This is a genomic window from Rhodococcus huquni (assembly GCF_055231055.1).
In genome coordinates this window covers 47497-62222 of sequence record NZ_JBUYWE010000006.1, presented here as the reverse complement: position 1 = coordinate 62222, position 14726 = coordinate 47497, and the positions used below count along the sequence as shown (strand labels likewise).

13 protein-coding genes and 1 pseudogene are annotated in these 14726 nt (G+C 65.6%); 10 read left to right on the top strand and 4 right to left on the bottom strand.

Annotation, left to right across the window (positions count from 1 at the left end; genetic code table 11):
* The first annotated feature begins 39 nt into the window (after positions 1-39).
* Genes ACZI8R_RS12985 through purH form a run of 3 tightly spaced genes read left to right on the top strand, consistent with a single transcriptional unit; the run spans position 40 to position 3853 of the window.
* Positions 40-1599 carry a cell division protein PerM gene (locus ACZI8R_RS12985; protein WP_463380040.1) on the top strand — a complete coding sequence of 520 codons (1560 nt, stop codon included), beginning with the start codon at positions 40-42 and terminating at the stop codon, positions 1597-1599.
* Between the two features lie 15 nt (positions 1600-1614).
* Positions 1615-2298: a phosphoribosylglycinamide formyltransferase gene (gene purN, locus ACZI8R_RS12980; RefSeq protein ID WP_463380039.1), complete on the top strand. Its 684-nt coding sequence runs from the start codon at positions 1615-1617 to the stop codon at positions 2296-2298.
* Positions 2291-3853 carry a bifunctional phosphoribosylaminoimidazolecarboxamide formyltransferase/IMP cyclohydrolase gene (gene purH / locus ACZI8R_RS12975; protein WP_463380038.1) on the top strand — a complete coding sequence of 521 codons (1563 nt, stop codon included), beginning with the start codon at positions 2291-2293 and terminating at the stop codon, positions 3851-3853. The genes purN and purH overlap by 8 nt, the downstream gene beginning before the upstream one ends.
* A gap of 64 nt (positions 3854-3917) precedes the next feature.
* On the opposite strand, the gene ACZI8R_RS12970 is transcribed toward purH, so the two are convergent.
* Positions 3918-4136, bottom strand: a complete 219-nt coding sequence (locus ACZI8R_RS12970) for a hypothetical protein (RefSeq protein ID WP_463380037.1) — start codon at positions 4134-4136, stop codon at positions 3918-3920.
* A 450-nt stretch (positions 4137-4586) separates the two neighbouring features.
* Between ACZI8R_RS12970 and ACZI8R_RS12965 the strand changes: the two genes are divergently transcribed.
* Positions 4587-5747, top strand: a complete 1161-nt coding sequence (locus ACZI8R_RS12965) for an N-acetylmuramoyl-L-alanine amidase (protein WP_463380036.1) — start codon at positions 4587-4589, stop codon at positions 5745-5747.
* A gap of 12 nt (positions 5748-5759) precedes the next feature.
* Here the strand turns inward: ACZI8R_RS12965 and ACZI8R_RS12960 are convergent, their stop codons facing one another.
* Entirely contained in the window at positions 5760-6722 is a 963-nt protein-coding gene (locus tag ACZI8R_RS12960) for an alpha/beta hydrolase (protein WP_463380035.1), read from the bottom strand.
* Between the two features lie 153 nt (positions 6723-6875).
* Here ACZI8R_RS12960 and ACZI8R_RS12955 point away from each other — a divergent pair, with 153 nt between their 5' ends.
* A complete protein-coding gene (locus ACZI8R_RS12955; protein ID WP_463380034.1) occupies positions 6876-7205 on the top strand; it encodes a hypothetical protein in 330 nt (109 codons plus the stop codon).
* Here the strand turns inward: ACZI8R_RS12955 and ACZI8R_RS12950 are convergent.
* On the bottom strand, positions 7196-7846 hold the full coding sequence (locus ACZI8R_RS12950) for a winged helix-turn-helix transcriptional regulator (protein ID WP_463380033.1): 651 nt from the start codon (positions 7844-7846) through the stop codon (positions 7196-7198). The genes ACZI8R_RS12955 and ACZI8R_RS12950 overlap by 10 nt on opposite strands.
* Before the next feature lie 120 nt (positions 7847-7966).
* Between ACZI8R_RS12950 and ACZI8R_RS12945 the strand changes: the two genes are divergently transcribed.
* The 5 genes and pseudogenes from ACZI8R_RS12945 (at position 7967) to ACZI8R_RS12925 (ending at position 13563) form a co-directional block, all read left to right on the top strand.
* Positions 7967-8380: a VOC family protein gene (locus ACZI8R_RS12945; RefSeq protein ID WP_463380032.1), complete on the top strand. Its 414-nt coding sequence runs from the start codon at positions 7967-7969 to the stop codon at positions 8378-8380.
* Positions 8377-8787, top strand: coding sequence for a DoxX family protein (locus ACZI8R_RS12940; protein WP_463380031.1), 411 nt, complete (start codon positions 8377-8379; stop codon positions 8785-8787). Before ACZI8R_RS12945 ends, ACZI8R_RS12940 begins: the two co-directional genes overlap by 4 nt.
* Before the next feature lie 39 nt (positions 8788-8826).
* A pseudogene (locus ACZI8R_RS12935) lies at positions 8827-10227 on the top strand (ATP-binding protein).
* Complete coding sequence (locus ACZI8R_RS12930) at positions 10227-12161, top strand: vWA domain-containing protein (protein ID WP_463380030.1); 1935 nt, start codon at positions 10227-10229, stop codon at positions 12159-12161. The pseudogene ACZI8R_RS12935 and the gene ACZI8R_RS12930 overlap by 1 nt, the downstream one beginning before the upstream one ends.
* 106 nt (positions 12162-12267) lie before the next feature.
* A complete protein-coding gene (locus ACZI8R_RS12925; protein ID WP_463380029.1) occupies positions 12268-13563 on the top strand; it encodes a class I SAM-dependent methyltransferase in 1296 nt (431 codons plus the stop codon).
* On the opposite strand, the gene ACZI8R_RS12920 is transcribed toward ACZI8R_RS12925, so the two are convergent.
* The gene (locus tag ACZI8R_RS12920; protein WP_463380028.1) at positions 13560-14726 is read right to left on the bottom strand and encodes an MFS transporter; all 1167 of its coding nucleotides are present in this window, start codon (positions 14724-14726) and stop codon (positions 13560-13562) included. The genes ACZI8R_RS12925 and ACZI8R_RS12920 overlap by 4 nt on opposite strands.

The following is a 14726-nucleotide window of genomic DNA, read 5'->3' as shown; positions in this document are numbered from 1 at the left end:
TGAGGGGTCTGCCGTCGCCGAGGTGCCATTCTCGAGGGGATGAGTTCTTTGATCGATCGTGCGCAGCGGCAATCCACCCGCGGCCGCCGAGGCACGGACCCGGATGAGGTGCGGACGCTGCTGACTGCGGCGTTCCGTCCTGCTGTGGTCACACTGGTGCTGTTGTCCGTGCTGGTGGTGGTCACTCTGATGGCCGCCAACAGTGATCTGACCGGAACGTTCGGTGCGATTGCCTCCATGTGGCTCGCCATCCATCAGGTTCCCGTGACCATCGACGACACGACGCTCGGCGTGTTGCCGATACTGCCGACGGTGCTGATGGTCTGGTTCTCCGTCAAGGGGAGTGCCGGCGCGGTGAATTCGGCGAGTTCTCGCAACTGGATCCTTCGCGTGGCGGGTGCGTCGCTGGCAGGTCCCTTCCTGATCACTCTTACAGCCATGGCGGTGATTGCGGACGCCTCCGTCGTCATCCCGTTGTCCACCCCGAATTTGGTGGTGGCAGTGCTGTGGACGCTCGCGGTACACGGGGTCGCGCTCGCGATCGGACTGGGAACGTCCCTGTGGCCGAACGTGCAGGAATCGGTTCCGGCCTGGGTCCTCGGGGCGATCCGTCCGGCCGCGAGGGCGCTGGCGGCCCTCGTCGGAGTCGGTGCGCTGGCCGTGTTGGTGTCGATGGTCTTCGCGTGGTCGACGACGGGTGAACTGCTCGAACGCGGTGAAACCGTCCTCGGCATGCTCGGGCTCACGGTGCTGTCGGTTCTGTATCTCCCCAACGTCGTGATCGGAGCGACTGCGGCGCTGACCGGAGCCACCGCCCGTATCGGCGACGTGTCGGTGAGTGTGTTCGGCGACGTCGGCGGGGCGTTGCCACCGCTACCGGTTCTTGCTGCGGTGCCGGACGGTCCCGCCGGTGGTTTGTGGCCGATCCTGTTGGCCGTGCCTTTCGTGATCGGAATATTTCTTGGCCGAGATTGCGGACGCACGGTCTCGGGTCAGCAGGCGCTGTTCACCGTGTTGGCGGCGGCAGCGGGTGTCGGCGTGGTTGCGGCATTCGCGGGCCTGATGGCCGGTGGTGATCTGGGCACTTTCGGCGGAGTGGACCTCAACTGGTGGGCGTTCGGCCTGTTGACGTTCGTGTGGCTTGCGTTGTCCGGATCGGTGACGGCGGTTGCCGTCGCGTGGGTGCGTTCGCGTCGCGCGCCTGCCGACGAGGCCCCGGCTGACCCGTCCGACAAACCCCAGCAGCCCGGGGAGCCCACCGATCCGGAGGCGATCGTGGCCACGCCGTCGGGTGCGCCGGAGGCGCTCGAGCAGGGGAGTGAGAAGACCGCGCGCCCCGCCGCCGCTTCGGCCGCGAGTGCGCCGGGTCGCGTTCTCGAAGCCGAAATCGTCGAGGACGAAGAAGTGAAGGACCCGGACGCGAGTAGTGCGATCGAGGCGGAGGACGAGAGCCCCACTCCGGCCGAGACCGAGGTCGTGGATGCCGAAGTGGAGGAGTTGGAGGGGGCCGCGGCCGACAAGGGCGACGAGCCCTCCGACGAGCACTCCGACGAGACGGAAGGCGACCTGCCGACGAGCAGGCACACCCCCAGCGACTAGGCTTCGGGGTGGTCGATGATCTCGGCTGCCACCTTTCGAGTTCTCAGGAGTAGAGCGCTGACTGCCCCGCGGGTACATGTGCGGCCGCCGACGCCGGCGCGGGTCGTCGTACTCGCTTCCGGTGCGGGCACTCTCCTCGAAGCTCTGATCGACGCGTCCGGCGTCGACGATTACCCCGCCGATATCGTGGCGGTCGGCACGGATCGGCAGTGCGGCGCAGGTGGGCAGGCCGAGCAGGCCGGGATCCCGCATTTCGAGGTTTCGCTGCGAGACCACGCCGATCGCGCAGCCTGGGACGCGGCATTCACCGAGCGGGTAGCTGCTTTCGAGCCCGACCTCGTCGTGAGCGCGGGCTTCATGAAGATCCTCGGCCCGGCCTTCCTCGAGCGTTTCGGTGGCCGGATCGTCAATACGCATCCCGCACTGTTGCCCGCCTTCCCCGGTGCTCGGGCAGTGGCCGACGCGCTCGCCTACGGCGTCAAGGTCTCTGGGTCGACCGTGCACCTCGTGGATTCGGGTATCGATACCGGGCCGGTACTGGCCCAGGAATCGGTCCCGGTGCTCGCAGACGACGACGAGTCGACGCTGCACGAGCGCATCAAAGTTGTGGAGCGACGGTTGTTGGCGGAGGTCATCGCCGCCGTCGCCACCCATGGAGTTCTATCCGATGGACGAAAGGCCGTGATCCCCAGTGAGTGAACGCAAGGCTGTGCGCCGCGCACTTGTCAGCGTCTACGACAAGACCGGGCTGGTCGAGCTGGCCACCGGCCTGCACGAAGCCGGGGTGGAGCTGGTGTCGACCGGTTCGACCGCCGCCAAGATCGCAGATGCCGGCATTCCGGTGACCCGGGTGGAGGAACTGACGGGATTCCCCGAGTGCCTCGAAGGCCGCGTGAAGACCCTGCACCCGCGCGTGCACGCCGGTGTTCTGGCCGATACTCGCAAGCCGGAGCACCTTGCGCAGCTGGACGAACTCGGCATCGAGGCCTTCCAACTGGTGATCGTGAACCTGTACCCCTTCACCGAGACCGTCGCCTCCGGTGCGACGCCCGACGAGTGTGTCGAGCAGATCGACATCGGTGGGCCGTCCATGGTCCGGGCTGCCGCCAAGAACCATCCGTCCGTGGCTGTCGTGGTGGACCCGGCGAAGTACGAGGACGTGCTCGCCGCCGTGTCGGGTGGCGGATTCACCCTCGCGGAGCGCACGGCTCTCGCTGCTCAGGCGTTTCAGCACACGGCGTCCTACGACGTGGCGGTGGCGAGCTGGATGAACAGTGTTGCCGTCGCGACACCCGAGACCGAGTCCGACTTCCCGGCGTGGGCCGGCGCCACTTGGGAGCGATCGACCGTTCTGCGTTACGGCGAGAACCCGCACCAGGCAGCGGCGCTGTACGTGAACGCTGCCGCACCGGCCGGTCTGGCGCAGGCGCAGCAGTTCCACGGCAAGGAGATGTCGTACAACAACTACACCGACGGTGACGCAGCCTGGCGTGCCGCGTTCGACTTCGCGGACCCGGCTGTGGCGATCATCAAGCATGCCAACCCGTGTGGCATCGCCGTGGGTGCGGACATCGCCGAAGCACACCGGAAGGCGCATGCGTGCGACCCGGTCAGCGCTTACGGCGGCGTCATCGCGGCCAACCGTGAGGTCACCGTCGAGATGGCGGAGCAGGTCGCCGAGATCTTCACCGAGGTGATCATCGCGCCGTCCTACGCGGACGGAGCCTTGGGAGTCCTACAGCGGAAGAAGAACATTCGCGTTCTCCTCGCGGAAGCGCCGTCACCGAGCGGAATCGAATTGCGCCCGGTGTCGGGTGGTGCGCTTCTGCAGCAGCGCGACGTTCTCGACGCCGAAGGTGACGATCCGAGCAACTGGACCCTCGTCACCGGTGAGGCAGCGGACGCCGAGACGTTGAAGGATCTCGAATTCGCCTGGCGCGCCTGCCGCTCGGTGAAGTCGAACGCCATCCTGCTGGCTTCCGGCGGCGCGTCGGTCGGAGTCGGGATGGGCCAGGTCAACCGCGTGGATTCCGCACATCTGGCCGTGCAGCGCGCCGGTGATCGGGCCAAGGGCTCGGTTGCCGCATCGGACGCGTTCTTCCCGTTCCCGGACGGACTGCAGGTCCTTCTCGACGGTGGCGTTCGTGCAGTTGTTCAGCCCGGTGGTTCGGTGCGGGACAACGAGGTGATCGACGCCGCGAAGCAAGCCGGTGTCACCCTGTATCTGACTGGTGCGCGTCACTTCGCGCACTGATTTCCATCCAATGCCCGGTTCGGCCGCTCGAGTGCGGCCGGGCCGGGCTTTGTGTTCTCGGTGCTCAGGCGGCTTGGCCTGTTCCCATCAGTTCACGGCGGGATCCGCTGATCACGACTCGTGCTGCGCCGCGACTGCGGATCTCACTGATCAGTGCGCCCAACCCGGCCTCGTCGCCTGCCTCGGCGTGTGAGAGGTCGAGTGTCACGGCATAGCCGGTGAGGTCGTCGGGTAGATCGAGATACGGGGGCGAGGTGGACAGTTCGTTGATACGAAGTTTCATGTGGTTCTCCTGAAAGTGAAAGGTAAAAGAAAGGGCACCCGAGGCGTTTGCCTGGGGTGCCCGAGAACGGATCGACTGAGTCTGGTCATTCTCGGGGGGTCTTACGCTTGAAAATCTGCTTGTCTGCGGCGTCGCGATGCCAGGAAGTTACGGAGCCGACGAGCGCGTGAAGCTGCATCATGGCCGTACCTTTCATCCGGTGTATCGCTGATTGGCCAACGACGTTACCTCGAGTCCGTGCGCTTTGCACTTCGAATACTCGGTGGTGAGACGCTTGTCGCCCGGCGTTCATGCCCGATTCTCCAGGTCACAGGTTGCTTTCGATCCGGTGGCGAACTTGCGGTTACCACTGTGGTTGGTGTTTCACTTGTGGGCGATGTGACTCGAGTGGCATCTGCCGTGTGATGTGGAAGGAGAGTGGCGATCGCACATCGATCGTCCAATTTCCGTATGAAGAAAAGTGCAATCAGGGCTGGCTTCTGCGCCGTTGCCGTAGGGGCATCGGTTCTCGTTCCGGTGGCCGCCAATGCCGAACCGGCACCGCCGGCCCCCGCCGCACCCGCTGGTAACGAACTCGCAGGCAAGACCGTCTTCCTCGATCCGGGGCACCAGGGGTCGGCCGACGGCCAGGACCTCGCCAAGCAGGTCGACGACGGTCGTGGCGGGACGAAGGACTGCCAGACCACCGGCATGACGTCACTCGGAGGCGTCCCCGAGCACACCATCAACTGGAAGATCTCGGAGATGGTGGCCTCGAGTCTCCAGAGTCTCGGAGCGAACGTGCAGAAGAGCCGCCAGGACGACACCGGATGGGGAGGCTGCGTCGACGAGCGTGCTCGGGCGGCCAGCGAGTCCGGCGCCGACCTTGCGGTCAGCATCCACGCCGATTCCACCGCAGTCGGTGAAGACGCGGGGAATCACGGCTTCCACATGATCGTCCCGACCTTGCCGATTCCCGACGCCAAGGCGGACGCTGCGCAGTCGGGTGCCGGCTTGGCCGCGTCCAATGCGATGCGTGACGCGTACAAGACCAACGGCATGGTTCCCGCGAACTACGCAGGTGTCGTCGACGGGATTCAGACTCGGGCCGACATCGCCGGGCCGGCGCTGACTCAGGTACCGCTCGTGTTCGTCGAGATGGGCAACGGCGCGAACCCCGAGGACGCTGCGGCTCTCGAGAGTCCGGACGGCCAGGTCAAGCATGCCATCGCGATCACGACCGGCATCGTCACGGACCTGCTGACGCGAGCCGACACACCGGCCGCGGATGCGGGCACGGCCGCCGCGGCCACACCACCCGGCGGCGACAAGGCAGCACCGACGACGCCGAAGGCAGAACCGGCCGCACCGTCGACCCCGAAGGCAACCCCGACGACCCCGAAGGAGCAGCCGAAGGCTCAGCAGACACCGAAGTCCACGGAGCCCGGTGCCGACGACGAGACCTCGGACTCGTCCGAGATCCTGTCGCGAGTCTTGGCGATGCTGAAGCCGTTGATGGAGGCCGGTGGGGTCGAGGGACTTCAGGATCTCGTCAACGACGAGAACATCGGACTCGCCTCGGATCTGGCCAGCGCACTGCTCGGGGCACTGGGCGGCGCCGTCACCGAGTAGGCACGGCGGCGATCAGAGCGAGGTCAGCCACTGCTCGAACGGTTCGGTGAACTCGGCCGAGTAGGGGAGTGGTTCAACGTAATCGGCACCCGTCGACGGCTCGTCTCCGACGTCCTTGAGGACGTGATTGGCGTTGCGCATACGAACCGACACCAGGTTGGTGTGTGCGAGCGCGGAGTCGAGACCGTCGACGTCTGCTGCGTCGACCTGAATGTCCTTGTCCGAGCAGCTGGTGAGAACTGGGAAGTCTGCGGGCAGCGACCCGGCGAGTTCGCGCGGATCGAGGGCATCTTCTTCGGCGAGTGCCTTGGCGTTCGCATGTACGAGGCCCGCGTTGCGAAGCGGCTCGGGCAGTTCGTCGCTGATCGTGCCGTCGCTGCGCAGAGACTCGACCGCGCCGGCGAGTGCGAGCCGAAGTTCGTCGGCCAGCTCGACAGGGAGCTGGTTCGTCTGGACCACCGCGTCGAGTTGCGCATGAATCTGGGTGGTCAACAGGTCGAGAAGGCGAACGCTGAGCGGCTCGAGGAGCCCGAGGCCGCGCACACGGGACGAATCCTTGCCGGTGGCGAGCGCCATGGCCACGAGCGCGCCGTCGCTGTGTCCGATGACGACCACCTTGGATGCGTCGACGCCGTCCTGGGAAGCGAGGAAGTCGAGTCCGGCCGATGCAGCATCCACGAAGGTGTTGAATCCGAGTTCTGCGATGTCGTCGACCTCGTACGGGCCGAGCGCCGTCTCTCCGCTGCCGAGCTTGTCGTAGCGCAGGCTCGCGAAGCCGTTCTTCTCGAGAACATCCGCGATGTGACGCAGGGTTCCGATATCACCGGCCAGCAGGCCGCTGTCGCCGTTGCGATCGGTGGGGCCGCTGCCCGCGAGGATGAGGGCCGCCGGGGCCTTGCTCGAGTCTTCCGGGATCCGGAGGCTTCCGTGGAGTGTGACGTCGCCGCTGTCGAAGGTGATCTCGTTGTCGGACATGCCGCCCTGTCTACCAGTTCGGACCGTCGTTTCGTGAACTGTCCGAGCTCTCAGAAAAGGTTTACGGTCCTCACAAAACCCGCTCCTAATGTCGTTCTCATCAGTTCGACAGCAGCGAGAAAGTTTCTCGCAGCATAGGAAAGGCGGCCCACAATGAGCGCAGCGAACCTGTCCTCGAACGCAACGACCTTCACTCCCGGTGACTACATCAGCGCGGTGTTCGGGCTCGACTTCCTGGCGGGGCCGTACAGCCTCGAGTCCGTGGCCCGCATTCACAACGGCGAGGTCGACGACTGGGTGGATTCCATCGCCCGCTCGGGCCTCTTCTCCAATCGGGTGGTGGCAGATGCAGCCTTCGCTTGGGAGGCGAATCCACGACTTCTGCTGATGGCCCTGCTCGCAGATGCGGACGAGATGACTCACAAGCGCTTCGAGATGGTGTGGGATTCCCTCGACCGCGTGGACGTACTCGCCTACGCCTGATCGATCGCGAACGTTCGCGCGAATTCCTCGAGCAGGGCAGTGTCTCCGGAGACGGCGACGCTGCCCTGCTCGATTGCGTCGTCGGGGGTGATCTCGCCGGCCATGATGGCCTTGATTGCAGGCCCCGTGGTGATGACGAGGTCCGCGGCCGCGGCCGCACCTTCGGTGACCTCGACCGATCCGTCGTGGACGTGCGCTGCGAGGACGATGTCGCCGAGGCGTAGTTCGTAGGTGCGGTCGGTGCCGCGTGCACGGTCGGGGTGAAAGGTGGATCGCAACGCCATGACCATCGAGTCGACGGTGATCGCGTCTTCCGGGCGCGGATCGCCGAGTGTTCGCGCCCCCCATCGCCCGAGCGCCTTCACGGCTTCCTCGAGGCCCTGGCCGTAGTCCGTGAGTTGGTAGACCACCGCGTTGGACGGCCTGGGTAGGGCTCGGCGCTCGATGACGTCCGATTCCTCGAGTTCCTTGAGACGAGTGGACAGGATGTTCGAGGGGATTCCCGGAAGACCTTGCCGGAGGTCGGTGTAGCGGCGTGGTCCGACCAGAAGGTCGCGGACGATCAGCATCGCCCACCGCTGACCGACGAGATCCAGTGCGTGCGCCAGGCCGCAGTACTGCCCATAACCTTGCTTAGCCATGGTTCTGATTGTAGATCAAAGTTGCCTATTGACATCTAGTGGTTTCATTTTGCAACATTAAAGGGTGATCTGAAGCACCACTCCACTGCTGGATTCGTTGCACACGAAATGAGGAACCTGATGTCCACCATGATTTTCGTCAACCTGCCGGTGAAGGATCTGAGCAAGTCCACCGAGTTCTACGAGGGCCTCGGCTACAAGCGCAATCCCACGTTCTCCGACGACAACGCATCGTGCATCGTCGTCAGCGAAGAAATCCATCTCATGCTGCTGGTCGAGTCGTTCTTCACGACCTTCACCAAGAAGGAGATCGCCGACGCCACCAAGAGCACCGAGGCGATTCTCTGTATCTCCGCAGACAGCCGCGAAGCAGCGGACGCCATTGCGGACAAGGCCCTCGCGTCCGGCGGATTGTTCTCCAACGAGCCCATGGACGAGGGTTTCATGTACGGCCGCAGCTTCCAGGACCCGGACGGGCACCTCTGGGAGATCATGTGGATGGACCCCGCCGCGGCCGCCGGTGAACAGCCATGAGCACAGTGGCCTCGCCAGTGAAGGGCAAGGCGGGAATCGGCGTCAAGGTCGGGTGGGTGCTTACCACCCTGCTGGCGCTGTTCTTCCTGTTCGACGCGTTCGGGAAGCTGACCAAGGCGCAGGCCGTGAAGGATTCGCTACCGGACCTGGGGATTCCCGAGAGCATCGTCGTGTGGATCGGGGTGGTGCTGCTGGTATGCACGGTGCTGTACGTCGTTCCCGCCACTGCGTTCCTCGGAGCGGTCCTGCTCACCGGATACCTGGGCGGCGCGGTCTTCACCCACATGCGGGTCGAGTCCTCGCTCTTCGGGGAGACTCTGTTTCCCGTCTACGTGGGGATCGTCGTGTGGGGTGCGCTCTACCTGCGCGACAAGCGGGTTCGTAGTGTGATGCCGCTCAGTCGGTGATCGCGTGACGTTTCCGGTGAACCCTCGTAGCTTGGAGTGGTGACTTCCACCGGACAGCGTCCATCGGCACAGCGTCCTTCGACCGTGGGTGAGCTTCGCGAGTCGGGCCACGTGCATCGCACCGTCAAGGAAGAGCTTCGCGAGAACCTACTCGCGGCTCTCCGAGACGGTCGCGATCCGTGGCCCGGCATCGTCGGATTCGAGGACACCGTGTCGCCACAACTCGAGCGCGCGTTGATAGCCGGCCACGACGTGGTGTTGCTCGGTGAACGAGGTCAGGGCAAGACGCGCCTGCTCCGGACTCTGAACCTGCTGCTGGACGAGTGGACACCGGTGATCGACGGTTCGGAACTCGGCGAACATCCGTACGAGCCCATCACACCCGCCTCGATTCGGCGGGCGGACGAACTTGGCGACGCGCTGCCCGTCCGGTGGCGTCACCGCAGTGAGCGCTACTCGGAGAAGCTGGCGACTCCCGACACCTCCGTCGCCGACCTCGTCGGAGACGTGGACCCGGTGAAGGTCGCGGGAGGTCGAAGCCTCGGCGACCCCGAGACCATCCACTTCGGCCTCGTCCCGCGCGCACATCGCGGAATCGTTGCGATCAACGAACTGCCGGACCTGGCGGAACGCATCCAGGTGTCGTTGCTCAACGTGATGGAGGAACGCGACATCCAGGTGCGCGGCTACACGTTACGGCTCCCGCTGGACGTGCTTCTCGTGGCGAGCGCCAACCCGGAGGACTACACCAACCGCGGCCGCATCATCACCCCGTTGAAGGACCGCTTCGGTGCGGAGATTCGCACGCACTAGCCGTCCGAACTCGGTGACGAGATCGCCGTGATCGAGCAGGAAGCGAAACTGACGGCCACCGTGCCCGAGTACCTCCTCGAAATCCTGGCTCGTTTCACGAGATTGTTGCGGGAGTCGACCTCGGTGGATCAGCGATCGGGTGTGTCTGCGCGATTCGCGGTGGCCGGTGCGGAGACGGTCGGCGCGGCTGCGGTGCATCGTGCGGCAGTGCTCGGTGAGGCGGAGCCGGTGGCCAGGCCCGTCGATCTGGACACCGTGGTGGAGGTGCTGCGCGGCAAGGTCGAGTTCGAGTCCGGTGAAGAGGGCCGTGAGCTCGAGGTGCTGTCGCATCTCCTTCGCCGCGCGACCATGGAGACCGTGCGTGGTCGCCTGGGCGGCATCGATCTGGCATCTCTCGTGGCTGCTGTCGAACAGGGGGATCCCGTCGTGACGGGCGAGCGGATCACCGCGAAGGCACTGTTGAACGAACTCCCCGAGTTGGACGTGCTCGACGAGTTGGCGCAGCGACTCGGTGCCGAGTCGGACGGTGAGCGTGCCGCTGCCGCCGAGTTGGCTCTGGAGGGGCTCTACCTCGCTCGGCGGATCTCCAAGAACCCTGATTCGACAGGGCAATCGGTGTATTCCTGATGTCTCACGGCTCGCGTTACGGCCCGTACGAAGGCGGCGATCCGCTGGCGCCGCCCGTCGATCTGCGCGAGGCGCTCTCGTCGATCGGGGACGACGTACTTGCCGGCACGTCGCCGCGGCACGCGCTGCGTGAGTACCTGCGCCGCGGAAGCGAGCAGATGCGCGGACTGGACGAGCTTGCGGCAGAAGCGCACCGGCGTCGCCGCGAGATGTTGAAGAAGCACAACCTGAACGGGACCCTCGAAGAAGTCCGTCGGCTCCTGGACGAGGCGGTGCTCGAGGAGCGAAAGCAACTGGCGCGGGCACTTGACGACGACGCGCGGTTCTCGGAGATGCGCATCGAAGAGCTACCGCCGTCCACGGCGCAGGCGGTGCAGGATCTGGCCGATTACGACTGGCGCGCCGCCGAGGCTCGGGAGAAGTACGAGCAGATCCGCGATCTGCTGGGTCGGGAAATGCTGGACCAGCGGTTCGAGGGGATGAAGCAGGCACTCGAAGGCGCGACCGACGAGGACCGTGAACGCATCGGTGCCATGCTCGACAGCCTCGATCGACTACTCGAAGATCATGCTCGCGGAGCCGACACTCAGCAGCAGTTCGACGAGTTCATGGACGAGTACGGCGAGTTCTTTCCCGAGAATCCACGCAATGTCGAGGAACTGCTGGACTCTCTGGCGCAGCGGGCGGCGGCTGCGGAACGTCTTCGCAACTCGCTGACCCAGGAGCAGCGCGACGAACTGGATGCGTTGGCACAGCAGGCTTTCGGTGATCCGTCGTTGGCCGACAGGCTCGCCCGGTTGGACCGGCACCTGCAGGCTGCTCGACCGAGCGAGGACTGGCAGGGTTCGCAGCAATTCCGTGGCGACGACGGAATGGGTCTCGGTGAAGGCACCGGAGCGCTGCAGGACATCGCCGAGCTCGAATCGCTGGCAGAGCAACTCTCTCAGGAGTACGCGGGTGCGCAGCTGGACGACATCGACCCCGAGGTTCTGGCTCGGCAGTTGGGTGACGACGCGGTCGCCGATGCGCGCACCCTCGCCGACCTCGAGAAGGCACTCCGGGATCAAGGACTGTTCGATCGCGGCGCGGACGGGCAGTGGCGCTTGTCGCCGAAAGCGATGCGTCAACTGGGGCAGACCGCGTTGCGGGACTTGGCCGGCCAACTTTCGGCGCGCGGTGGTGAACGCGAGACCAGACGGGCGGGGGCACTCGGCGAGCCCACCGGAGCGTCGAGGGAATGGGAGTTCGGGGACACGGAACCGTGGGACGTGACTCGAACGATCACCAATGCGGTGTTGCGTGACCCGGGCCGGATTCCGGTGCGACTACAGGTGTCGGACGTGGAGGTGGCCGAAACCGAACTACGGTCCCGCGCCGCAGTGGCGCTGCTCGTCGACACGTCCTTCTCGATGGTGATGGAAGGCCGCTGGGTGCCGATGAAGCGCACCGCACTCGCCTTGAACCATCTTGTGACGACGCGGTTTCGAAGTGACGAGTTGCAGATCATCGCGTTCGGTCGCCACGCCCAGGTGGTGACACCGGCGGAATTGGCGGGCCTGGACGGAGTGTGGGAGCAAGGCACCAACCTGCATCATGCGTTGTTGCTCGCAGAACGCCATCTACGCAGGCACCCGAACGCGCAACCGGTCGTGATGATCGTGACGGACGGTGAACCGACCGCGCACCTCGAACCCGAGGGGTATGCCCATTTCGACTATCCGCCCACCGCGCGGACGTTGGGATTGACGGTGCGGGAACTGGATTCTGTCGCTCGTATCGGGGCCCGTGTGACCTTCTTTCGGCTGGGTGACGATCCGGGCCTGGCGCGCGTGGTGGACCGGCTGGCTCAGCGCGTCGGCGGCCGAGTGGTGGCCCCCGGTCTCGACGGCCTCGGGGCGGCAGTGGTCGGTGACTATGTGCGTAGGCGTCGATAGCCTTCCTGGCGAGCTGATCGACACGCGCACATTCGATTCTGGCGTTGCGGTGACCGAGTTCCCACCGCGCCGGTAGTGTCGGAGACACCCTGCGACGGAGGTGTGTATGACGGTTGCTGACACGGTGGCGCCGCTCGCTCGTGCAGTGCTGGGCGACCAGGTTCCGGTCGGGATCGCGTGTTGGGACGGGAGCCGGAGCGGACCCCCGGACGCGCAGTGGCAGGTGCGCATCAACAATCGTCGTGGTCTGCGTCGGTTGATGTGGGCTCCCAACGACCTGGGTTTCGCGAGGGCCTACGTCTCCGGTGACATCGACATCGAGGGCGACCTGCTCGCCGGCCTGGACGCGCTCGAGGAGGTAGCGGATCCGACTCGTGGCCCCGGTGTGCAGATCGACGGGAACACGAAGAAGGCACTGGCGAAAGCGGCGCTGCGCCTGGGGATCATCGGTCCGCCGCCGGCACCGCCGGCGGAGGAGATGAAGCCGGGACGCGGGCGCCGGCACGACAAGGCCCGTGACGCCGCCGCGATCAGCCACCACTACGACGTCGGTAACGACTTCTACGAGCTCGTGCTCGGTGAGTCGATGACGTACTCGTGCGCATACTGGGACCAGCAGAGCGAAGATGTGACCGCGGCACAGTTCGCCAAGTGCGATCTCGTGGCACGCAAGCTCGGCCTTACCGCAGGGATGCGGGTACTCGACGTCGGTTGCGGCTGGGGAACGTTCGCGCTGCACGCGGCACGTCACTACGGCGCGCACGTCGTCGGTGTCACCCTCTCGAAGGAACAGGCCGACTACGCGAGCAAGCGAATGGTCGACGCAGGCGTGAGCGATTTGGTGGAGATCCGCGTCCAGGACTATCGCGACGTCACCGACGGCCCCTACGACGCGATTTCGAGCATCGGTATGGCCGAGCACGTCGGCGACGTGATGCTGGCGACCTATGCCGCGGACCTGTTCGCGCTGCTACGCCCGGAGGGGCGGCTGCTCAATCATGCGATTTCGCGGCGCCCGGGTCCGCCCGCCACGTTCTCCAAAACATCCTTCATCGATCGCTATGTTTTCCCCGACGGGGAAATTCTGCCGCTCGCGCCGATGATCGAGGCGATCGAAGGGGCCGGCTTCGAGGTGCGCGACGTGGAGTCTCTGCGTGAGCACTACGCGCTGACCCTGCGGGCCTGGGTGCGGAACCTGGAGGCGAATTGGGACGAGGCGGTGGCCCACAGCAGCGCTGGGCGGGCACGAGTCTGGCGGTTGTACATGGCCGGCGCGGCGTTGGGGTTCGAGGGAAACCGGCTCGGGATCAATCAGGTGCTGGCGGTCAAGTGCACCGAACGGGGCCGCAGCGACATGCCCCGCACTCGCGCCGAACTCTTGCGGTCATCGGTCGAGAGCTAGGGGCTCGGCTCCCGTACTGCTCGCCACGTGGTGGCGGCCGAGACGCCGAGTAGTCCGCCCGTGATCACGAAGATCGAAGCCACACCGGCGACGCCCGCAGCGCCGGCAGCGGCCAGCGGGACCACTACCTGACCGAGACGATTTCCGGTCAGGCGAAGGGAGAGGGCCGCGCCGCGGTCGGTCGGTGCCACGAGTCCCACTACCCACGTCATGGTGAGGGGCTGGCCGATTCCCCAGAAGAGGCCGGCGATCACGAGTAGCAGCGCGATCGGGATCGGGTGGGGGAGAAACGGGATCAGCGCCATCGGGACCGCGGAGCACAGTGTCGCGGACACGAGCAGCCGTTCTCGTGGAACACGATTCAGCAAGCGGGGCAGGAATGCTCGCGAGGCGATCGTCGCCACGGTGCGCGCCGTGAGGAGCAGCGTCACCGTCATCACCCCGAACCCGAACTCGTTGCCGAGGACCGGCAGATAGGCGAGGACCAAATCCATCGAGGACAGGACGACGAGGCTGCTGAGCAGTGCAGCTTTCATACCGGGAGTCCCGAACATGCTCGGCATCGATTGTGGGAGGGCCCGCGCATCATCGGGTTCGGAAGGGTCGCGCTCGCGCAGCGCGAAGGCGAACGGAACGGACAGCGCGGCCACTGCGGCCATGGCGAACAGTGCAAGCGTGGTGTGAACGCCGGAACCGTCGCTGCTCAGGGAAACGATCAACCCCACCGCCGGAACACCGACGGCCTGACCGATCGAGACGCCCAGCGTGAGGCCGGCGAAGCCTCGATCGAGTTCACCGGGCGGCGACAGGAGCGACACGAAACTCTGTCCCGTGAGAGTCACCAGGATCTGACCGAAGCCCAACAGAATGTTTCCAGCTGCCACGGTCGCCAGGTTCCCGCTGAGCGCAATCACGATGACGCCGAGAACCGTGAGCGCGACACCGATGCGCATGAGCGTCGCAGTGTGGTGCCGGTCGACGGCCCTGCCGATCCGTACGGCGAGAAGCAAAGGAGTCAGTGCGAACAGGGCAGTGACGACGCCGACCGTCGTGGCGTCGCCGCCGAGGTCCAGGATCCGGTACGACACCAGCACGCGGACGGCGTGATACACCGCTTGCAGGAGTGCGGTGGCAACGCAGACCTGGAGAAACCATCGCCCCAC